Raw genomic sequence first — 21,759 nt, 5'->3', positions numbered from 1 at the left:
TATTAAACGACCGGACGGTATCAGTTATGACGTTTATGATATTGAAATGATTATAGCCGTTGCATTCAGGATATGCAGTAAAGAGAGTGTCTTGTTCAGACGGTTTATAATAAATGAAATTAGCACTATTAAGAAAGCTACACCGATTACACTATTTGTTGCCAGCGTCAGAGGTAATAACCGATGGTATAGTTGAGGTTCATTCCACCAGCCACTCGTTCCCGATGCACGGATGCAAAGGTAGCGTATGGCTTGATGGTAGCGGCAAGGTCGGGCGGCAAGCCGTTTCGGGCGGAATCTTCCTCAAACGAGTTTGAGCGTATTCAGCCCGAAAACCTTGCCATTGCCTGCCATACGCTTGAAGAGCATCCGGCAACGGAAACAAGCGACTGATGGGAAATCAGAAGAAAGAAGAGAGGAGCGGCTTACAGACGAAGCAGGATTTTGATGCTCCGTCTGTAAGCCGTTCCTTTCTCTTTTTGCCGAAAGTCCGTTGCTCCGCAATCATAGGGCAGACGGCAAACTGCGCTCCTTCAAGAAAATCATGTGTCTGTCAGCCGATAGGCGGAGCGGTAGCCGTCAGCAAGCATCCTTTCGATGTCCGATTCACGGTAGAGAATTTTGCCGCCTAACTGGATATAGGCTATGCGTCCTTCGTTTCGATAGTCCTGAAGTGTCCGGCGGCTCACTTTCAACCGTGCCGACACCTCCTTGTCTGTGAAGAAACGCTCGCCGTTCAGTGTCGGGCGGTAATTGGCGGTCAGATGCTCGAGACTGTCCAAAAAACGGTCGAGACTGCCCATGAAGTGGATTATCCACTCGTTGTCCTTGTTAATCAGTTCATTCATGTTACTTTGGATTTAGCATATCCTTACAGTCTTTTTGTCTGAGAAAGAGCTTACAGTAAGTGCTCCAAGCCGGTTCTTCAGCATCGTGCTGTGTTTTACCAGAGAGGTGCGCAGGCGGCACAATGACCGTATTGACGCAAACTGCTCATCCGGTGCCGCCCAATTCTTGAGCTTGCGATTCTCGCATCCGAGCATCGAGAGGATATAGGCATCGATTTTGTCGGTCTTAGTCTTGTATCCTTCGTATTTTGCGAAGTCCCTGACTCGGTTTGCTGGAACAACATGAACGGTCATCCCGAGTTTGGTAAGGTGCATTGCAAGAGCCTCGTAATATACACCTGTAGGCTCCATGACGAAACAAAGCGGATACCCTTTGAGGGACTCTTTACGCGTCCATCTGACGAACTGGTTGAATCCGTGCCTGTCATTGGTGAATTCTATCGGCGATGTGCTACATCCTTCTGCATCAAGCATGGACAGGCAGGCCATGAATGTCGATTTGGCGATATCTATACCCACGCACTGGCGGAAATAGACAGTTGGTTTAAATCTCGGTTGCATGTCAATTGGATTATTTGGTTATACAATCTGACTGTCAATAATCTTCGTCACCTTCACTCTTGGCAGAACTCAAGCTCGGTCAATCCGGCTTACGATACTTTGTCCAGGCTCTAAAGATATAAAAAAGGCAGCGGCGAAATCTAAATCACGGTATCTCCAGAGGAGGACAAAGTGGTTGATGGGCTCGCTGCCGATGGACAATCATTTTAGCAAAACTACAAACAATTATCCACCCGATGGACATCTCTCTTACTAGAAAAAAGTGCCAATCGCTATTGACACTGCAAAGGTAAGAGTGGGTATTGTTAGTTTTCTTCGTTCATTTCATCAAGTTTATATAGTTCTTCCTTTGAACTTTGCTTCTTTGCGCCTGTCCTCCACAACGGAAACAATGCGCTGTACATCATCGGGACGGTAGTAGGTCTTGTGGCTTATCTGCGAGTAAGCCAGCGTCCCATTGTCCCGAAGCGTCTGCAACGTGCGTGGGCTGATGTTGAGTATCCGGCACACGTCCTGATTGTCCATCCACTCGCCCATTGTCTTCTCTCCGTGCCGCTGACAGATGGCATCCATGTGGCGGACGAAACGGTCGAACTTGGCGACCATCGCCTCAAAGGTCTTTCTTTCAATTGATACGATTTCCATATACATACTTTTTATTGTTACTGTTTCTTTTGCCGCAAAGGAATACATAATCTGTTATCCGGCAATGGATTTTCCAGAAGTGGAAGCATGTGGCACAGGTTGGTAGAGGTTGGCACAGATTGGGGCTATATTCTTAATTCCGGAAATCAGCAATGTGGCAAGAGAAAAAACAAGGGCTTAATTCAAACCTGACTGTAATCGCACCTCTGTTCTTCCGGCTATTCAGATCCGGCAAATCTGTGAAGTCCTCACCAATATCTCTATCACCATAAAGCAAAGTCTCACAATATTGCCTAACCGAATCCAAGTTGTTGACTGACTGCACTAAAGTATCTTACTTTACTTGCGATAATCGGTCAAGGCACAGACCAAGACCACAGTAATAACTTAATCAATCTGTTTTATGACAATGAAAAGAGAACCAAGTATCAGTGAGCAGCAGGCTCGTGAAATCGTGGAAAGAATGGGACGCAGGGAATCCCGCAGTGAGAAGTCTATGGACGACTTCTACCGGAACATCGGTCTGGAGCCGGAACAGCTGGCACAACCCGTCAAAACCATCACGAAAAAAGCGGAAACAGCTACGGTGGATGAACCGTCAGGCGGAACGCCCGAAGAAGTGGAAGTGTCACAGAAGCGTGTCAGCAGCAAACAACGCAGGCTGTCGCTGGACGAGTACCGTACCGCTTACCTGCAAGTTCCCAAGATAACCGACCGCAAGCCCGTGTTCGTCAGCGGTGAGGTGCGTGACCGGCTGGACGGGATTGTCCGCCGTCTCGGTGGGCGTGGCATGAGTGCTTCGGGACTTATCGAGAACCTCGCCCGCCTGCACCTTGAAACCTACCGGGAGGATATCGAGCAGTGGCGCAAACTCTGAGCGGATTACGGTAGAACCGGTCAAGCCGGTGGATACACTCCATCGGCTTGACCGATATTCCAAATGAGTTATTATACACACAAACCAATCCGACAGGCGGAGGATTTTTGTGTCCTCAAAGACACAGCAAGATATATTTTCAGTTACCCGAATAATTCTAAGTAACTGAAAACACCTTCACCGCCGTGGGCAGAATTATCCTCCGCAGTCGGATAATTTCGGGGTTCCTTAATCAAAGATTAAACAATGGACAAGCCATAAAATTAAAAGAATAAGAAGAATGAAAAAGAAGAGCAAGTACGGGAGAAATCCCAAATTGAATCCGAAGACGCACTGTGTGATGGTGCGCTTCGATGATGTGGAATGGAACAGATTCCTCACGATGTACGAGGAATCGAACGTGTATGCGAAAGCCGTCTTTCTGAAGGCGCATTTCTTCGGACAGAAGTTCAAGGTGCTGAAAGTGGACAAGACGCTGGTGGACTACTACACCAAACTGTCGGACTTCCACGCCCAGTTCCGTGCCATCGGTACGAACTACAATCAGGTCGTTAAAGAGTTGCGCATCCATTTTTCGGAGAAGAAGGTGATGGCGTTGCTCTACAAGTTGGAGAAACATACCATCGACCTCGTAAAGTTGAGCCGGGAGATTGTGGAACTTTCAAGGGAGATGTATGCCAAGTGGGAACAACAGAAGGAATAATTCTCGCAGATACGCAGCCCGGTAGATGAAAGAAGTCCGTCAGGCAATTTCATTACTGACCATATCAACATCGTGCATTAGAACCATATGTCTGGGATGAACAATCGGCTTGATAGGGACAAATGTGTAAATTTCGGCTCTTGAAAACTTTTGTAAAGCATATAATTTTGTAACATAAGCCTTATCTATCAATCCATCCTTTAAGTCGCTGAGTTTTCTCCTTACTGACTATTATTGCTGTATTAGGATAACCTTTTAGGCGAACAATAAGTTTTCCACCAAAATAATTACCGAGAAACAGTACGTGTTCAACATTAATAATATATTGTCTGTTTGCCCGGAAGAAACAGTCTGGATTGAGTTGCTGTTCAAGTTCTTCCATTGACACATTGACAACTTCTGAAGTGCCGTTATTAAGGCGAAGATACACATTCTTATTTTCAGTCTCAATATGATTGATGTCTGAGACACGTACTGTCTTATATCCGTCACGATAAGGTAACAGGAAACGTTCCCGATAACGGAACTGGTTCTTTTGTAACGCGTCGAAAAGCTGCCGAAAATTCTCCTCGGTATAATTTTTACCAGCTTTGATTGCTTTATTTATGGCTGCTTCAAGTTCATCGGCATCCAAAGGTTTCAGGAGATAGTCGAAACTATTGAACTTGAATGCCTGTACCGCATACTCATCGTATGCAGTAGTGAATATGATGGGTACGGTTGCCGGAGCGTATTTAAGAGCCTCGAAACTTAGACCGTCAGTAAGACGGATATCCGCAAGTATGAGGTCTGTTGTTTTTCTTGATTGGAAAAATTCGACCGCCTCTTTTATGCTTGTAAATGGTCCTTCAATTACAAACGTTGCATCAATATCATTTAGTAATCTTATGAGGCGCATGGCATTGCGCTGTTCATCTTCAAGAATCAATATTTTCATGGGAAATGATGTTTCTAATTATTGGCAAACTTACCGAATAGAAGTTTTCGGCATTCTCTATCTTAACCTTTTTGTCGCAGAGCAATGCGTATCGTTCTATGATGTTTTTATGGCCTAAACCCGTTGAGTCCATTTTTGACAGCAAAGGCGATTTAAGATTATGGACAGTGATATAATCATCCGACAACGCAATGGCAATAAACAGCGGATGTTCCATTGAAAAGCTATTATGCTTTATTGCATTCTCCACAAGAAGCTGCAACACCGCCGGAGGAAGGAACCCCTTACATTCTTTAACCTCTGGACTGATTTTCGTAATGACGCCTCCGGCGTGACGTACCTTCATTAGATACAAGTATGAATCAAGGAACTTTATCTCATCAGTAACAGGAATCAGATTCCTGTCCAAATTAGCAATGATGTACCGATACACTTTCGACAGATTGCTTAGGAATTTGCCAGCCAGTCCGGTATCTTCTTCAATCAATTCCAGCAGATTGTTGAAGTTGTTGAACATGAAATGCGGATTGATTTGCAGTTTCAGGGAGTTGAGTTGTGACTGTAGGGCGATCTCTTTCTCCTTCATCAGTGCCATTTCAAGTGTTTGCTTCTCGTCACGTGCCTTGATGTAAGATTGAAGGTAGAATGCGTTGGCATAAACGCTTGATATAAAGGTGGATATCATTGCAAAAGTATATACACCTTTCATGTTGAGTAATTCGTCAAGAAGTCCGTTCCCGGTTTCATCCCATAAGAAATTGAATAAAGATATCATGCCGAATGCGACAATATTATTCAGAGTCAAAAGACATGAGGCATAGACAATCACCCACACATAAGATGTCCTGAAAGGCAAAATCCTAAAAACAAGATAAGAGAACCCCAAAGATATATAGGTAAAGAGTATGCACAATAAAAAATCGACGATATAATCGACAGCCGCCATTCCCGGAGATTGGTCAGTTGTTTCATCATCGAGAATTAACCATATAATGAGGTAGAGCACATAGGAAACGGCTGATAATAAAAGCCCGTTCCGCCAGTTCATTATTTTTATATTTTCTTTTGTCATATCAGATGCAAAGTTACTTCATATTCCACAAAGATAGGGATTTGCTTCTTTATTTGATAAGATAAAATCGGCTGAAACGGACAAAATCACTTTCGAAATGATTAAAATGAATGTTGAAACGAACAGTGTTACACTTTACGTTTGCCGAAATGCCAATTCGGAAATTAGTTTTTTGTGTAATAAACCGCCCATTTGGGCGGTTCAGATATCAATTTATCCGTTTCAGTCGAATTTTACTATTATGACTGATACTACACGGATAATTTTGCATCCTTGTAAGGTAAATGCCACTATGATATGATAAAGTCTGAATCAACCAAATTTGAAAAAATAGATAGCTGATAGTATTTATCGGAAATACTATCGGCTATTGTGCCTGTATGCACTTCATTATCTGCATATAGCAGAGGATGAGAGGAAAGCTATAGCCATGACTAATCACAGTTTCCAAGAACGTATCAGAAAGAATAATAACATTTATATTGATATTGATTTTTTTGATATTGAAGAGAAACTGGGTTTACCTCCTTCTTTGGATGATGGTCTGTTCCTTAAATGGGAAATTGCGAAACAACGCTTTATGAAACATTTAATAAAAGATAGCCAAGGTTTCCACAGATTAAATGTTGAGGACGAAGAAGAGTTGCGTTTATCTAAGCGGATATTCGGACAACTGTATTGTATGTACATATTGGTTCATAATGAGACCATAAGGAATGAGAAGTAACTTGAGAATAGTAATTTTAGTATGAAGAATTTATTTTTATCATTAGCCGTTCTATTGTCAACAGGACTATGCGTAGCATCATGTTCGGATGCTACTGTTGTGAGTGACGAAATGCCTGCGATGCGTGACTACCAGACTGACGCCGAGGTACTTTCAAAGTTTGTTGATGTGAATAAATCGTTGGGAGAGTATTACATCAACGTGAACAAAAAGAACTCCCCATTGGCCTATATCTATGACTCCGATTATCAGGAGCTTCAAAAGGTATCTCCAGCCAACCGAACCAGGTTTGAAGACGAACTGAAAGCATTAAACTCCAAGCTGGCTGTAGCAGCCAAGCGTGAGGATGTCAGCCAGATTGTTTACAGTACTTATGGTGGCGAGACGTGGATTCGGACGATAAACCATGATGCGGCAGTCACGATAGAGAAAACTTCGCCGGAAGAAGTGGGTACTGTCGTAACCAGAGACACTCGAGCCTCTCTGCAATTACAGGCAGACACAGTGAATGAAGCCAATTTCTATGCCGGCACTCAAATCAAATCCAAGATTGATATCAATATGTTTGGGTATAAGTACTATTATTTTGAGATTGGCTGTAAAACAGATGCCAAGAAGACCCCGGAAAGCGGAGGCTATCCTTCCGGTAACGGTGACAATGACCGAGCGATAGTAATGTCTGGAAGTGGTTCTATGGAGACATGGAATTTTACATGGAAAGCATCGGGCAGCAATCCTAATACTTATTGGAAATTTAAGGGATACCTTTATAATCCTACGGCAACAGGTGCTTGCTTGATTAGGATTGATTTTATCGATTAACGAATAGTAGAAACCTATAAAGGGCTGGAAACAATATGAGAGCAATCGTCTATCTTATCCTAATACTATCGACAACTGTGGTATTATCTGGATGTATCAAGAAGTCGGGCTATTATGATGCCGGTCAGAAAAAGAGAATAGAACAGTTGACCAACAAGAAGTGGGAAAGGGATTACCGCTCGACGTACTACGGCTATGACGTACACGAGATATGGCGCTTTGGCGACAATGGGAAAGGGTCGTGGAGAACAATCACGACTTATACGGATGGAGGGATAAGAGATACCACGACCTACTTCTCTTGGGCTTTCACCACTCCGCAATTCAACGTCATCTACATGGACTATCCTCGTTATTGGCTGATAGACAAGATTGATGCCAATAAATTGTGCATATACCTGACGTATGAAGACCCAGTAAGCGTTTCCGGTCAGGAACGAATTTATCAGGAATACACGTTCAAGCCTAAAGAAGAAAAAGAAAAACGGGGAGTTTCTCAGAGCAACCCCAAATAGTAAAACAGATTTATTCATTTAACAATTAATTTCAGTATGAAAAAGATTCTATTGACATTGCTTATCGCCCTGCCATTCTGCATGGCGACGAAAGCGCAAGATTTCAGAATGGGAGTGACGGGAGGTTACAACCTCAGTTCTCCGAGTGGTTACAAATCGCAATCCGGTTTCCATGTCGGTGTCAAGGGGGAGTTTGGACTTCCGCAGGTGGCAAAAGGCCTGTATATGGATTTCGGGCTGATGCTCTCTTCGCATGGATGGAAGAGTCCGGGGTACTACTACAACAGCAACTATAACCCCGCTACCGGAGAAAAACCGGATAAGCCGTCGTTGGGCTATACTTCGGACAATAAGTGTACTCCTTACTATCTGAATATTCCCGTCCACATCGGCTACAAGTTTTGCGTCGGACAGAACGTCAGCTTGTTCGTCAATGCCGGACCCTATTTTAACATCGGTCTGTTTGGCAAAGCAAAGGAAACCATTACTCCCGACAAGGGAACAGCCACGACAAAGGAGACGGCAGGCAACGTATTCAGCGACAAAATGCTCAACCGCTTCGATTGGGGATTGGGATTCCGTGCCGGAACGGAGATTGCCCGCCGCGTCCAGCTTTCCATCGGGTATGATTGGGGCATGAAGAATATAAACAAGATGGGTGTGGACAGCAAGAACAGGACATTTGTGGCATCCTGCGCTTATATGTTCTGAGAAAGAATACAAACTTAGACTATAATCATTATGTGGAAACAAAAATTGAAAATCTGCGGCATTAATCTGACAGCATATAGTGTGGTTTTTGTCATCATGATACTGTTGTCCGTTTGCTCCCGATTATACGGGCAGGAAAATTCTATGCTGTTCTTCGGCCGTGCAAAACTGACCGTGACGAACATAGACACTACTAAACTGTCGATTTATGAATATGGGAAGTCGTTTCTGTCTCCACATTTTGATTTCATTCCCAAAATGCCTGAAACGCTTTTGAACTTTCGTCCTGATTATACACAGAACTTTCCCGTTGACCGTTCGTCTTTGCATAAAGGCGAATACAATGTCGGTGGGATTATTCATCGGTTTGACAAGATAGATATTTGGGGACGTGGCAGACAGGAAAACATCATAGGAGTCGGTGTGTCAAACTATGTTGAAGTAAAAACGGTGTATTCTCCAAACGAGAAATGGAAATTGGGGCTGTGCCTCTATGCGCACAAACTGAGCATTCCCCGTTCGGGCAGCAACACATTCGGAATCGGCACCGATGTTTCCTATCAATTCCTTCCCCAAACATCGCTCCATCTCTTTGGTACATATCATCGCACCTATTTGCTGGGTGTGCAATCGATGAGGAGACTGGACGGCTACCATTATGGCGGTTACCTTTCTTTTGATTTGGCAGAACGATGGGCAATGGATGTGGGCATGAGAAGTTATGGCGGCAATGGGTTTCACCAGCAATCGACTGTACCGATAATACGTCCGTTGTATAAGCATAACGGGCGTGAAATAAATGCGGATTTTGGTGGAATGTTCCAGCAAATCGTGAAAGGACTATTCTTTAATCATTGATAATATGAAACAGAAAAAAAGCAAAATAATGATTGTTGCAATATGGATTCTGCTGTACGGCTGCATGATGTGCATGAGTTCATGCGGAAGTCTGCTTTATAATCCGTCCAATAAGGCAGAACAGGTGACGGTAACTATTAAACAGCCTATAAGATAAAATTCATATGAGTATCTGTGAATATCGGATTAGTCTAAAACAAGTTTGCAAAACCTGTAAGAAAGTGATTTCTTTTCAAATAATAAAAATGTCGTTTCAGAAGCCGTTTTCGCCGTTTCAGATAAAATGTAATTAAAGAGTTTACACTGAAGTGCTACTTTTGTTCTGCAATTGCATAAAAGAGCGTTCAACAAAACAATAAAGTTTTTAATTAAAAAAAAAGAACAACAATGAAAAAAGTAAAGTTTCTTAAATTCACTATGGCGTTTTTCGCCTGTGTTCTAGCAGTAGCCATGGGTTCTTGCGATAAGAATGATGACCCCAAAGTTCCAGATCTTAAGTGTACCCCCTCTAAAGTAGAGGTGGCTCCCGGCAAAACTGCAACGGTTACTGTAAGTGGCGGTACTGCTCCATTTACTGTAACCTCAAGCAATACCAAGATTGCGACGGCTAAAGCAGACAAGAACACCATTACAATCACCGGTCTTAAAGACGGTACAGCAACCATGCTCATCTCCGACTCAAAGAAGCTTACAGGAAAGATTCCTGTGGTGGTCAAGGCTGCGGCATCCGGACTTGATTTTGATAAAAAGTCTGTATCCGTAACTGTTGGGAAGGAAGAGGCTGTCACTGTAAAAGATGGTTCCGCTCCTTATACAGCAACCGCCAAGGACACGAAAATTGCCACAGCCACAGTCAAGGATGGAAAGATTATTATCAAAGGTGTCAAGGCTGGTAGCACATCAGTGACTGTTACTGACAAGAACAAGAAAACTGGAACTATTTCAATTACAGTAAAATAAAGTATCAGAGAATCCTTTTGGGAGTAGAAGAAACGCATATCTTTTTTCTCTTCCAAAAGGATTGTTATGGATTATTGTATGTCAACAAAAATAAATTGAGTAATGGGATATCGAAAAAGTAAATTATCTATCCTTGTCGTATTGGCAATAGTCATATTATTAGCTGTTTGCATGACAAGTTGCCGTTCATGCTGCTGTGGATAAGATCCAGTGATACGGATAAATTTTCAATGAAAAATATTGTAATGAGCGTATTAATATGCTTTCTCGCTTTTTCTGCTTTTGGGCAAGAGATAGAAAGTTCGCACAAGGATAAAACGTACAAGAGCATTTATTTGGAACTATTGGGCGCCTCAAATATGATTGGCGTTTAAGAATAAAGCCCGGTTCAGTTTTCGGCTATCGTGCCGGAATATCCTACTTTTATGGGACGAACTACAATTCCTATGAAGGGCATGGTTTTTCCGTGCCATTGGAGTTTAATTGCATTTTGGGTAAACGGCGCAGCAAGTTTGAAGCCGGAACAGGCATCAATATGGGGCTGTATTCCATAAAGGAAACCTATTGGGTAAACAGCGAGGGAAATGTCAGCATTATCGAACCAGTTACTCAGATAGTTGAATCGCGGAATACTTTCAGATACTATGTCTTTTTTAATATTGGATACTGGTATCAACGGGAAAATGGTTTTATGTTCCGTGCCGGTGTCAGTCCTTCATTCAATTTTAGAGATAAATACGGATTACATAAAACCCCGTTATTGTATCCTTATCTGAGTTTTGGCTATACTTTCAAATAGCATCGCACAGTTTAAGACGGTTCCTTATTTATGGTATATGATTAAAGGCTATATTCTGGAAGAACCTGTTTTTGACCATTTTGTACGGTTTCTTTAATCAAAGTGAGTATTAGAAGTACATTCTTCACAAGGTAACGATATTGCTTTTGTTTATAAGATAAGCGTTTATATTAATTTATTTTCAATGTTTAAAAACTCCGTTTCGGAAATTGTTTTCGCCGTTTCAGACAGGTTCTTTTTTGTTCCAGTAAGTAATTTTGGACAGTCTGCTGAGTTAATGAGATATTTCAATCCAATAGAGAAATAAAGCAATGATGGAGAACCAATTTCCTTTGAGACTTATAAAAGAAGAACAAGAGTCATCTGAAAAACTGTTGGAACTTCTGGTGTCATCAACGCATTCTCCCAAAGGCAGATTTTCAAAAGAGAATAGTTACATTATACTGAAGAGAAAAATGGAAACAACAAAAAACGGAAACACAGTGAAATTGGTATTGCCTTTTCCTCATTTTTTGTGGATGCTTGGTACCAAACCAGTATCCACAAAAGAAAAAGCAGTGTTGCATGAACCGCAAACAGAACAAGAAAATATAAATAGAAACAATACAAATTATGAAGAAGATAAATGATGCAGATATGCTGGCTGCTATTGTCCGAGCCTCGAATCATTATGCCATGCGTCCGGCACTGGTTCTTGACAACCAGACTTATACCTATCAGGAGTTGTTCGGATTGGCATGGAGCATTTGTGAAACACTGAGAAATTCAATCCGCTTGATGTTTAATGGAGAAGTGGGCTACAATGACATGCGAAGCCGGGAGATTGATGCCTGCAACTATGGTTGGCATGGTAACCTGAATCTGGGGTGGCAACAGAATCTGCCTTGGCAGTTGAAGTGGAGTAGTAATATGGAATGGATGTCGCGTCGGTACTCTCTCCAAGGTTACGATTCGGGTATGATGATGATAAGTGCAACACTCGCGCGCTCCTTCCTCAATGACAAACTGGATGTGGCTATCAGTGGCATGAGCGGTTTAGGTCATGGTGGCAAAATGTATTGGGAGTCGGTATCCAGCACCAGGGATTTCACGAACATATCACGCCTTATTGAACCCATGCAGGACATCACCATAGGCATCACTTACACGTTTGGTGGAAAAAGCAGGAAATATGCGGAAGAAACCGTATCGGATTCATTTGAAATGGGGGACAGCCGCATCGTGAAACAGCAGATGAAGCGAAGAGGAAAATGATGAAACGTATTCAGTGTGAACGCGACCATTTCGGATTGTTCTGAGAGCAGCCAAGATTGAAGTAATCGGTAGTGATATATTTTATCTTATGAAACAAGATATTATCGCTCCCAGTGAAGTAAAAATAATTAGGAAGAATTCCACTAAACTGAATTAGCCAATGACTGTTAACAAACAAGAAGGGAATGTTGCAGGCAGCAGAATACAGCCTGCCATTCCAATAGCGGGAGTATTTTTCAAATTCCTCCTGTTTAATGCAATATGGTGTTATTACACCACCTTTACACCTTTCTCATGTTGGGAGTCGTATGCCACGGCTCTTGCAGCCACGCTTGTCTTGTCCGTTCCCTACATATTGACAAGACGTATAGCGGCAAGCATACTTGTCATGGTGGTACTGGATATATGGATGGTAGCCAACTTGTTATATTATCGGAGCTATTTTTCCGCCATTCCCTTATCAAGTTACCTATTGGCAGGAAATCTGACCGATTTTCTACCGAGTGTGGCAGCTTCATTCCGATGGTGCGACGGACTATTTCCTGCTTCAACTGCCGCTGTCGTGTTTTTTATGCTTTGGAGAAACCATCGGTCGAAAATCATATTTCCGTTTGGCAAACACGCTTATTTTACACTGCTCATATTTTTATGTGCACTGTTGGCTGTCAATCTTTCTATCCGAGGCGGTTTCCTTACAGTCTATAGGAACATGAAATCGTCTGCCCATCGACACGCAAGTGGTCCGCCGCTTTATACACTGTTCGGCACACTCTATTTTGACTATGCCGACGAACTACCTGAACTAACGGAAGAACAGGAACATGAAATTCACAATTGGCTTTCGGAGAGACCTGCGCTTGTTCCTGTGCCGGACATTGCATCCAGGGACAACTGCATCTTTATTCTGGCCGAATCACTGGAGAGCTGGGTACTGAATCTCACCGTTGAGAATCAGGAAATCACACCCTATCTCAATAAACTTCTCAAAGAACGGTCCACGCTGTATGCCCCCCATGTGCTTACACAAGTCAACGGAGGGCGTTCCATTGATGCCCAGTTGCTTGTGCTCGCCGGTCTGTTGCCATTGCAGACCGGCGCATACAGTTGCCGGTTTCCTCTCAATACATACCACACTTTGCCCAAGGCAATGAAAGAACTTAAGGGAACTCGCAATTATCTTTTAACAGTGGATAAGACAAAAACATGGAATCAGGGGGCGGTGGCCCGGAGTTTCGGAATAGATACCATTGTCTCTTATCCTGATTTCCGGATGACGGAAGCATTCGGAAACCGGAAAAGGTTGGGCGACAACGCTTTTTTCAGCCAATGCAGGGAAAAAATGGAAAACGGGGAGATTTGGCGTTCCGATGAAAATGTATTTATTCAGATGGTCACATATTCCGGTCATTCGCCGTTCAAGATGCCAGAATCTCTAAAAACCGTCCATTTCTCCAATCGGATTCCCGAAGTCATGGCTGACTATATGACCGTGGCGCATTATACGGACGAGGCGATCGGGAAATTCGTGGAATATCTGAGAACACGTCCCGAATACGGACGGACAATGGTGGTGATAACCGGCGACCACGAAGGACTGGCGGACAATCGCAAAGATTTGTGCCGTACAAAAGCAGGGAAAGGAATCGTTTCGGAGAACGAGTTCACCCCTTTTATTGTATTAAACTCTCCTATAGCAATGTATCATACAAAAGTAATGGGACAGGTGGACATCTATACCACGCTTTTGAACTTGCTCGGTCTGGAAAGTTATCGGTGGAGCGGTATCGGTCAAAGTATTCTCGATTCTGGAAAGCCGGGTGTTGCCATCAGCCCGAAAAGAAGTATAGAGGGAGATACCATGTTTTTATCCCGCGAGGAACTTCTGAGAATGCGGCAGTCTCAGGTAATCTCTGACCGGATAATACGATTCGACAAATTGAAGGATTTGCGATAGCCGATATTTCGGAAGCTATTTTCGTCGTTCTGGAAGCGGTTTTCTCCGTTTCGATTGTATTCCGATTGTCAGCATATTGGGTACGAAGTATTTTTGCATCTAAAATTTGCGATATATGATCATTAAAACAGAACATCTTATCATCAGGGACTTTCAGAAGAAGGATGCCGCAGGTTTGTTGGAATACCTTTCTCATCCACGCGTCAATTGCTTTGTTGGTGACCGTCTGTATTCTGAAGAATCGGCATTGGCTTATATTTTCCATTCTTCCGAGGATATGCTGCGCTATGCCGTATGTCTGCGAGAGGACGATTTTATTATCGGTGATGTTTTCGCTCTGTGCGAATATACTGACACTTATAGCATTGGTTGGCATTTCAACAAACATTTCGAAGGCAAGGGATTGGCGTATGAAGCGGCAACAGGATTTTTGGACTACCTTTTCCGTGATGCCGGCGCACGACGTGTTTACGGATTTGTCGAAGACGATAATCTGCGGTCGAAAAGATTGTGTGAACGTCTCGGAATGAGGTGTGAAGGATGTATGAAAGAGTTCATATCGTTTGTATGTCATCCTGACGGTACACCACGGTATGAGGATACTTGCATCTATGCGATATTGAATAAAGAATGGAAAAACAATAAGAACAGATGATGAATCGACGAACATGGATTGCCGGTGTCACGGCAACGACCCTTATGGCTGCTTCACTGGCAGCCTGCAAACCGGAACAGAAAGGACAGGAAACGGGACAGACACTGCCCGTTATGGTGGTTTCTTCCCGGCCTATTGAATTTCAGGAAACGTATTCTGCCTCCATCCGCGGACGGCAGGATGTGGACATCATGCCCCAGATTTCGGGACGTATCAGCCGCCTGTGTGTAAAAGAAGGTGAATGGGTGAAATCCGAACAAGTATTGGCCGTGATTGACCAAGTGCCTTATCTGGCGGCACTACGCACGGCGCAGGCCAACGTCAGCGCTGCACAAGCCAAGACTGAAACGGCACGAATCGAACTGCAAGGCAAGCAAGCCTTGTTTGACGAGAAGGTCATATCCGATTATGAACTATCTCTTGCCCGGAATCAACTGGCTGTGGCACTTGCCGAACTCGAACAGGCAAAGGCACAGGAGACGGATGCCCGCAACAACCTTTCATATACCGAGATAAAAAGTCCGAGTGATGGCGTGATAGGCACACTGCCCTTCCGCATCGGCGCACTTGTCAATCCCAACATGGCACAGCCGTTCACGGTGGTATCTGACAATTCGGAGATGTACGCCTATTTCTCCGTTTCCGAAAACAAGCTGCGTCAGCTCAGGGCGCGATACGGATCAATTGACAAGATGATTTCCAAAATGCCTGAAATCAGCCTGCAACTGAATGACGGCACTTTCTACGGACAGAAGGGGCACATAGAGACCGTCAGCGGTGTGGTGAATCCTACTACCGGAGCGGTACAAATCAAAGCCCTGTTCCCCAATCCCGACCGCGAGCTGCTGAGCGGGACCATCGGCAACGTCATCCTGCAAGGACTGAATACGGATGCCATTCTGGTTCCCATGACCGCCACTGTCGAGTTGCAGGACAAAATTATCGCCTACCGCCTTAAAAACGGGAAGAGTGAAGCCGCTTACCTGACAGCGGACCGTCTGAACGACGGCAACCACTTCGTTGTAAAGCAGGGGCTCTCTGTCGGTGATACCATTGTGTGCGAAGGAGTAGGACTTGTAAGGGAAGGAATGATTGTCACACCTAAAACCGTAACCCCATGAACTTGCGCTTTTTCATAGACCGCCCGGTGTTTTCGGGCGTTATCTCCGTGGTGATTGTCCTGATGGGCATTATCGCAATGAAGGCCCTTCCCGTGGAGCAATATCCCGACATCGCACCACCGACCGTCAACGTATTCTGCACCTATCCCGGTGCAAATGCCGAAACTGTGCAGAAAGCGGTAATCGTCCCGCTTGAGGAAGCAATCAACGGCGTGGAGGACATGATTTATATGACCTCGACCGCATCAAACACGGGAGACGCATCCATCAACATCTATTTCAAACAGGGCGCAAATGCGGACATGGCGGCGGTAAACGTTCAGAACCGCGTAAACGGTGCGTTGAGCCAGCTTCCGGCGGAGGCCACCAAAAGCGGTGTCACGACAGAGAAACAGCAGAATGCCGAACTTATGACTTTCGCGCTTTACTCACCCGACGACCGTTTCGACCAGACGTTTCTCAACAACTACATGAAAATCAATGTCGAACCACGCTTGAAACGAATAAGCGGGGTCGGCAAGGCGCAACTGTTCGGTTCCAATTACAGTATGCGCCTCTGGCTGCGTCCCGACAAGATGGCTCAATACGGACTGATTCCCGATGATATTTCCTCAGTTCTGGCGAAACAGAATATCGAGGCTGCCACCGGTTCGTTCGGAGCAAACCATCCCACGGCCAATGAATACACGATGAAGTATCGCGGACGTCTTTCCACGGCGGAAGAATTCGGTGAACTGGTAATCAAGTCCCAGTCCGGAGGCGATGTACTGAGGCTGAAGGACGTGGCCGACGTGGAACTCGGTGATGAAAGCTATAATTATTCTACCGAGGTGAACGGTCGTCCGGCTGCCATTATGCTTATTAACCAGAAAGCCGGTTCCAATGCTTCAAGTACCATCAAAGAAATTCATGAGGTACTCGATGACTTGAAGCGTGACCTGCCGGAGGGAACAGAATTCGTGGTACTTACCGATACCAACAAGTTCCTGTATGCCTCCATCCATTCTGTCATACGGACGCTTATCGAGGCGATACTTCTGGTTATTGTGGTGGTGTATGTGTTCTTGCAGGACATCAAGTCCACGCTTATTCCCACGATTTCCATCTTTGTATCCATCATCGGCACATTCGCCGTAATGTCCATGATTGGATTTTCCATCAACTTGCTTACCCTGTTCGCCCTTGTGCTTGCCATAGGGACTGTGGTCGATGACGCCATCGTGGTGGTGGAAGCGGTACAGGCGAAATTTGACGAGGGCTATCAGTCTGCAGTTCTCGCCTCCGATGATGCCATGAAAGGGGTATCTTCGGCCATACTTACCTCTACCATTATATTCATGGCAGTGTTTTTTCCGGTAGCCATGGTGGGCGGCACTTCCGGAGCCTTTTATGCCCAGTTCGGCATTACGATGGCGGTTGCCGTGGGCATCTCGGCTATCAATGCGTTCACCCTCTCTCCTGCGTTGTGCGCTTTGTTCCTGAAACCTTATACCGATGAGCACGGAAACACGAAGAACAATTTTGCGGCGCGCTTCCGCAAGGCTTTCAATGCGGTCTTCAACCGCCTGAGCCGTCGCTATGTGCGTGGGGTACTATACATCATCCATCGCCGGTGGCTGTTGTGGGGCACCATTGCGGTCTCGTTCGGGTTGCTGGTACTATTTGTCAATGTCACGAAGACGGGGCTCATCCCCGAAGAGGATACCGGCACGGTGTCGGTGAGCATGAATACAAAACCCGGCACCTCGATGGCACAGACGGGCAAGGTCATGAAGCGTATCGGCGACTGTCTCGACAGCGTAAGCGAGATTGAATACAGTGGCGCGATAGCCGGTTTTTCTTTCAGCGGCTCCGGTCCGTCACAAGCTATGTATTTCGTGACGCTTAAAGACTGGAAACAGCGTGAGGGGAAAGGGCAGTCGGTCAATGATGTCATAGGAAAAATTTATGCCGCCACCTCAGACATCCCCGATGCCACCGTATTCGCCATGTCTCCCCCGATGATTGCCGGATACGGTATGGGGAACGGCTTTGAACTTTACTTGCAGGACAAGGCCGGCGGTAACATCGCCGCCTTCAAGAAAGAGGCAGACAAGTTTGTCGAGGCATTGTCGCAGCGTCCTGAAATCGGAGAAGTCTATTCCTCATTTGCTACGGACTACCCGCAATACTGGGTGGATATTGACGCGGCGAAATGCGAACAGTCGGGTGTTTCCCCGTCCGATGTGCTCTCTACGCTTTCGGGATATTGCACGGGACAATATGTTTCGGATTTCAACCGATTCTCCAAACTCTACAATGTAACGATGCAGGCTCCTTCGGAATATCGTGTAAATGCGGAATCCCTTAATCACATGTATGTACGTACATCCGGTGGTGGTATGGCACCATTAAGCCAGTTTGTACGCCTGACCAAAACCAACGGTCCGTCGGATCTCACCCGTTTTAACATGTTCAATGCCATTTCGATAAATGGTTCTCCGACTCAAGGTTATAGTTCGGGGCAGGTACTTGATGCAATCAGGAAGACGGCGCACGAAGTGCTTCCGGCAAATTACACCTATGAGTTTGGGGGTATCTCACGTGAGGAGAGCAAGACTGCCAATAATGCCACGCTTATATTCATATTCTGTATGGTTTTGGTATATCTGATTCTGTGTGCCCTCTATGAAAGCGTGTTTATTCCCTTCGCGGTTTTATTGTCAGTTCCCTGCGGGCTGATGGGCAGCTTCCTGTTCTCATGGCTGTTCGGGCTGGAGAACAACATCTATATGCAGACCGGACTGATTATGATTATCGGACTGCTTGCCAAGACTGCCATTCTGCTGACCGAATATGCCGGCAAACGGCGGTCGGAAGGTATGACCCTGGCACAGGCGGCATACAGTGCGGCGAAGGTTCGCCTGCGTCCTATCTTGATGACCGTACTGTCCATGGTGTTCGGCCTTGTTCCGCTGATGATGGCTCATGGCGTGGGTGCCAACGGCAGCCGCTCGCTTGCCACAGGCGTAATCGGAGGTATGATTATAGGTACGTTGGCCCTGTTGTTCCTTGTACCTTCATTATTCATCGTATTCCAATATATTCAAGAACGTGTTAAACGTAATTAAATGAAGAAGATAGCAATATATATAATATCCGCTTTGATGTTTACCGGCTGTAGCACATATAGCCGGTATCATCGGGCTGAAATCCCGACAGAGAATCTATATCGGACCTTACCGGCAGGTATTGATACAGTAACAATTGCATCTATGTCATGGCGGGAAATGTTTACTGACCGGAAACTTCAGTCTCTGATTGAAACAGGAATTAAGCAGAACACTGATCTCAATGTGGCACGTTTGAGGGTTGAAGCAGCCGAGGCAGCTTTGATTACGGCTAAGCTTTCATATCTCCCTTCACTTGGGATTAATGCCGAAGGTGGTGGCAGCCGGTATGACGGGACGACGGCAAAGACATATAATGTTGGTGCGTCTACAAGTTGGGAACTTGATATATTCGGCAGGCTCACGGCTGCAAAGCGTGGTGCGGTCGCCGCACTGCAAGGGAGCCGTGACTATCAGCAAGCCGTACAGACACAACTTGTCGCTACTATAGCTGACAGTTACTATACACTTTCCATGCTTGATACACAGATGGCGATAAACAATCGGACTTTGGAAAACTGGCGGGCTACGGTACGCACGCTTGAAGCATTGAAAAAGGTGGGCAAGGCAAATGAAGCCGGCGTATTACAGGCAAAGGCAAACGTGATGCAACTCGAATCATCGCAACTGGCCATACGCAAGAGTATCTCTGAAACAGAGAACGCCTTGTCTGCGATACTTGCCATGCCGTCACACTCGATTGAACGGAATAATTTGACTGAGGCGTCTTTTCCTGATACAATCTCTATCGGAATTCCTTTGCAGTTGCTTTCTAACCGTCCTGATGTACGTCAGGCTGAAATGGAACTGGCACAAGCGTTTTACGCCACCAATGTAGCCCGTGCCGCTTTCTATCCTAATATCACTCTTTCGGGGACACTTGGTTGGACTAACAATGGAGGCGGAGTAATCACTAATCCCGGACAATGGTTGCTCAACGTCATCGGTTCCCTTACACAGCCGTTATTCAACCGGAGCGTGAATATAGCCAACTTGAATATAGCCAAAAGCCGTCAGGAAGAAGCCAAACTGTTGTTCCGGCAAGCATTGCTGAATGCGGGAAAAGAAGTGAACGATGCTTTGGCCGTATGGCAGACGGCAAAATCTCAAATTGAAATTGGTGAAAGGCGCGTTTCTGTTTTGAACGACGCTGTACGGAAGACAGAACTGCTGATGTGCCATTCTGGCGCAACCTATTTAGAAGTGCTTACTACCCAGCAATCACTGCTTGAAGCAGAAACATTGCAGTCACAAGCCTATTTTGAACGCATACAGAGTATTATTAAACTTTATCATGCGCTGGGAGGCGACAGAAGTTAAATTAGATATAAACGTAGATGGATTTTGTACATAAAGTAATAATATCAAGTCACACTATAATTATTCTATTAGTAGTGGGAATAGCATATACATGGTATATTGAATGGCATGAAGTAGAAATATTAGAAGCTGAAAACAAACAAATTGATGAATTAAAGAAAGAGATAAATGATGTACATATTAAACTGATAGAGTTTTCTCTATTGGGTGAAACGATATTGGAATGGGATGATGAAGAGTTGGAACATTACCATACCAAACGTATGGCAATGGATAGTATGCTCTGCCGTTTAAAGGCTATCTATCCGGCAGAGCGTATCGACAGCGTGCGCCATCTTCTCAAAGACAAGGAACAGCCGATACGTGGTATCGTTAAGCTACTTGATGAACAACAAGCCCTCAATGAGAAAATTGTCCGTCAACTACCTGTAATCGTGCAGAAAAGCGTACAGGAGCAGCCCAAGAAACCGAAACGAAAAGGATTCTGGGGTATCTTCGGCAAAAAAGAGGAAGCGAAACCAACCGTGACCACCACGATGCTCCGTTCCTTTAACCGGAATATCATAGCGGAACAACAGACGCAAAGCCGCCGTTTGTCGGAACATGCCGACAGTCTTGCTGCACGAAATGCAGAACTGAATAGGCAGCTGCAAGGATTGATTATTCAAATAGATGGAAAAGTTCAAGCAGACCTGCAAAAAAGGGAATTGGAAATAGCGGCCATGCGTGAACGCTCATTCCTTCAAATCGGTAGCCTGACGGGTTTTCTCTTTCTCATTTTGGTCGTTTCTTATATCATCATCCATCGAAATGCGAACTGCATCAAGCGATACCGACGGAAAACATCGGATTTAATCGGAGAACTCCAAAAATCGGTTGAACAGAACGAGGCACTGATAGCCTCCCGCAAGAAAGCGGTGCATACCATCACCCATGAGCTGCGCACACCTTTAACCGCAATAATCGGTTATACCGCGTTGATGGAAAAAGGGAATGATGCGGATAAAAAAGAGCAATATGTCCGTAATATCCGGCAATCTTCCGACCGTATGCGCGAAATGCTCAACACCCTGCTGAGTTTCTTCCGTCTGGACAACGGCAAGGAACAGCTCGTTATTTCCGCTTGCCGGATTTCGGTAATCACGCACATTCTTGAAACGGAGTTTACGCCTATCGCCATGAACAAGGGGCTGGCTCTTGCCATAACCAATCAGACGGATGCAGTCGTCCTGACCGATAAGGAACGTATCCTGCAAATCGGCAACAACCTG

The 21,759-nt window shown here is 45.0% G+C and carries 24 protein-coding genes and 2 pseudogenes; 20 read left to right on the top strand and 6 right to left on the bottom strand.

The genetic code is table 11. From position 1 onward, the window contains the following. A pseudogene (locus tag QZ327_RS11720) lies at positions 1-196 on the top strand (hypothetical protein); the annotation flags it as partial. Beyond that, entirely contained in the window at positions 193-393 is a 201-nt protein-coding gene (locus QZ327_RS11715) for a hypothetical protein (RefSeq protein ID WP_294619486.1), read from the top strand. The pseudogene QZ327_RS11720 and the gene QZ327_RS11715, both read left to right, overlap by 4 nt. A gap of 149 nt (positions 394-542) precedes the next feature. On the opposite strand, the gene QZ327_RS11710 is transcribed toward QZ327_RS11715, so the two are convergent. The 3 genes from QZ327_RS11710 to QZ327_RS11700 form a co-directional block, all read right to left on the bottom strand. Continuing rightward, complete coding sequence (locus tag QZ327_RS11710; protein ID WP_294619484.1) at positions 543-848, bottom strand: helix-turn-helix domain-containing protein; 306 nt, start codon at positions 846-848, stop codon at positions 543-545. A gap of 12 nt (positions 849-860) precedes the next feature. After that, positions 861-1,409, bottom strand: coding sequence for a transposase (locus tag QZ327_RS11705; RefSeq protein ID WP_294619482.1), 549 nt, complete (start codon positions 1,407-1,409; stop codon positions 861-863). Between the two features lie 333 nt (positions 1,410-1,742). Beyond that, complete coding sequence (locus tag QZ327_RS11700; RefSeq protein ID WP_148356472.1) at positions 1,743-2,054, bottom strand: helix-turn-helix domain-containing protein; 312 nt, start codon at positions 2,052-2,054, stop codon at positions 1,743-1,745. 409 nt (positions 2,055-2,463) lie between these two features. On the opposite strand from QZ327_RS11700, the gene QZ327_RS11695 reads away from it, so the two are divergent. Continuing rightward, on the top strand, positions 2,464-2,931 hold the full coding sequence (locus QZ327_RS11695; RefSeq protein ID WP_294619488.1) for a DUF3408 domain-containing protein: 468 nt from the start codon (positions 2,464-2,466) through the stop codon (positions 2,929-2,931). A 280-nt stretch (positions 2,932-3,211) separates the two neighbouring features. Beyond that, positions 3,212-3,634 (top strand): conjugal transfer protein MobA, encoded by a 423-nt coding sequence (mobA, locus tag QZ327_RS11690; RefSeq protein WP_036617011.1) that lies wholly within the window; start codon positions 3,212-3,214, stop codon positions 3,632-3,634. 181 nt (positions 3,635-3,815) lie between these two features. Here mobA and QZ327_RS11685 read toward each other — a convergent pair whose 3' ends face one another. Together QZ327_RS11685 and QZ327_RS11680 are read right to left on the bottom strand one after the other, a co-directional pair. Next, positions 3,816-4,571, bottom strand: coding sequence for a LytTR family DNA-binding domain-containing protein (locus QZ327_RS11685; protein WP_036617008.1), 756 nt, complete (start codon positions 4,569-4,571; stop codon positions 3,816-3,818). Next, positions 4,552-5,643 (bottom strand): sensor histidine kinase, encoded by a 1,092-nt coding sequence (locus tag QZ327_RS11680; protein WP_036617003.1) that lies wholly within the window; start codon positions 5,641-5,643, stop codon positions 4,552-4,554. Before QZ327_RS11680 ends, QZ327_RS11685 begins: the two co-directional genes overlap by 20 nt. A gap of 97 nt (positions 5,644-5,740) precedes the next feature. On the opposite strand from QZ327_RS11680, the pseudogene QZ327_RS11675 reads away from it, so the two are divergent. From QZ327_RS11675 to QZ327_RS11640, 8 genes and pseudogenes are all read left to right on the top strand, one after another. Beyond that, a pseudogene (locus QZ327_RS11675) lies at positions 5,741-6,055 on the top strand (RNA polymerase sigma-70 factor); the annotation flags it as partial. Between the two features lie 18 nt (positions 6,056-6,073). Continuing rightward, positions 6,074-6,370, top strand: coding sequence for a hypothetical protein (locus tag QZ327_RS11670; protein ID WP_157304517.1), 297 nt, complete (start codon positions 6,074-6,076; stop codon positions 6,368-6,370). A gap of 21 nt (positions 6,371-6,391) precedes the next feature. Further along, a complete protein-coding gene (locus QZ327_RS11665) occupies positions 6,392-7,192 on the top strand; it encodes a hypothetical protein (protein WP_052171576.1) in 801 nt (266 codons plus the stop codon). 35 nt (positions 7,193-7,227) lie between these two features. Further along, positions 7,228-7,707 carry a hypothetical protein gene (locus QZ327_RS11660; RefSeq protein WP_051635648.1) on the top strand — a complete coding sequence of 160 codons (480 nt, stop codon included), beginning with the start codon at positions 7,228-7,230 and terminating at the stop codon, positions 7,705-7,707. Between the two features lie 36 nt (positions 7,708-7,743). Continuing rightward, positions 7,744-8,418 carry a porin family protein gene (locus tag QZ327_RS11655; RefSeq protein ID WP_036617001.1) on the top strand — a complete coding sequence of 225 codons (675 nt, stop codon included), beginning with the start codon at positions 7,744-7,746 and terminating at the stop codon, positions 8,416-8,418. A gap of 30 nt (positions 8,419-8,448) precedes the next feature. Further along, entirely contained in the window at positions 8,449-9,276 is an 828-nt protein-coding gene (locus QZ327_RS11650; protein ID WP_036650620.1) for a hypothetical protein, read from the top strand. A gap of 4 nt (positions 9,277-9,280) precedes the next feature. Further along, entirely contained in the window at positions 9,281-9,433 is a 153-nt protein-coding gene (locus tag QZ327_RS11645) for a hypothetical protein (RefSeq protein WP_277135772.1), read from the top strand. A 230-nt stretch (positions 9,434-9,663) separates the two neighbouring features. Further along, positions 9,664-10,236, top strand: a complete 573-nt coding sequence (locus QZ327_RS11640) for a pilus assembly protein N-terminal domain-containing protein (RefSeq protein WP_009860266.1) — start codon at positions 9,664-9,666, stop codon at positions 10,234-10,236. A gap of 388 nt (positions 10,237-10,624) precedes the next feature. Here QZ327_RS11640 and QZ327_RS11635 read toward each other — a convergent pair whose 3' ends face one another. Beyond that, the gene (locus tag QZ327_RS11635; protein ID WP_036653174.1) at positions 10,625-10,912 is read right to left on the bottom strand and encodes a hypothetical protein; all 288 of its coding nucleotides are present in this window, start codon (positions 10,910-10,912) and stop codon (positions 10,625-10,627) included. A gap of 434 nt (positions 10,913-11,346) precedes the next feature. Between QZ327_RS11635 and QZ327_RS11630 the strand changes: the two genes are divergently transcribed. The 8 genes from QZ327_RS11630 to QZ327_RS11595 form a co-directional block, all read left to right on the top strand. Beyond that, positions 11,347-11,664 carry a hypothetical protein gene (locus QZ327_RS11630; RefSeq protein ID WP_227073466.1) on the top strand — a complete coding sequence of 106 codons (318 nt, stop codon included), beginning with the start codon at positions 11,347-11,349 and terminating at the stop codon, positions 11,662-11,664. Then, on the top strand, positions 11,648-12,289 hold the full coding sequence (locus tag QZ327_RS11625; RefSeq protein ID WP_036617578.1) for an outer membrane beta-barrel protein: 642 nt from the start codon (positions 11,648-11,650) through the stop codon (positions 12,287-12,289). Before QZ327_RS11630 ends, QZ327_RS11625 begins: the two co-directional genes overlap by 17 nt. A 160-nt stretch (positions 12,290-12,449) precedes the next feature. After that, a complete protein-coding gene (locus tag QZ327_RS11620) occupies positions 12,450-14,243 on the top strand; it encodes an LTA synthase family protein (protein WP_016268053.1) in 1,794 nt (597 codons plus the stop codon). A gap of 115 nt (positions 14,244-14,358) precedes the next feature. Beyond that, positions 14,359-14,898 (top strand): GNAT family N-acetyltransferase, encoded by a 540-nt coding sequence (locus QZ327_RS11615; protein ID WP_036617584.1) that lies wholly within the window; start codon positions 14,359-14,361, stop codon positions 14,896-14,898. Next, a complete protein-coding gene (locus tag QZ327_RS11610; RefSeq protein ID WP_036617587.1) occupies positions 14,895-16,019 on the top strand; it encodes an efflux RND transporter periplasmic adaptor subunit in 1,125 nt (374 codons plus the stop codon). Before QZ327_RS11615 ends, QZ327_RS11610 begins: the two co-directional genes overlap by 4 nt. Further along, on the top strand, positions 16,016-19,129 hold the full coding sequence (locus QZ327_RS11605) for an efflux RND transporter permease subunit (protein WP_036617590.1): 3,114 nt from the start codon (positions 16,016-16,018) through the stop codon (positions 19,127-19,129). Before QZ327_RS11610 ends, QZ327_RS11605 begins: the two co-directional genes overlap by 4 nt. Beyond that, a complete protein-coding gene (locus QZ327_RS11600; protein ID WP_036617592.1) occupies positions 19,130-20,488 on the top strand; it encodes an efflux transporter outer membrane subunit in 1,359 nt (452 codons plus the stop codon). Positions 20,489-20,505: 17 nt separating this feature from the next. Then, the coding region (locus QZ327_RS11595; protein WP_294619469.1) for a histidine kinase dimerization/phospho-acceptor domain-containing protein at positions 20,506-21,759 on the top strand (1,254 nt) is incomplete at its 3' end.

The sequence above is a fragment of the uncultured Bacteroides sp. genome, assembly GCF_910578895.1.
In the GTDB taxonomy this organism is placed as follows: Bacteria; Bacteroidota; Bacteroidia; order Bacteroidales; family Bacteroidaceae; genus Bacteroides.
The sequence above is the reverse complement of the archived record's forward strand: the minus strand, read 5'-3'. Positions and strand labels throughout refer to the sequence as shown.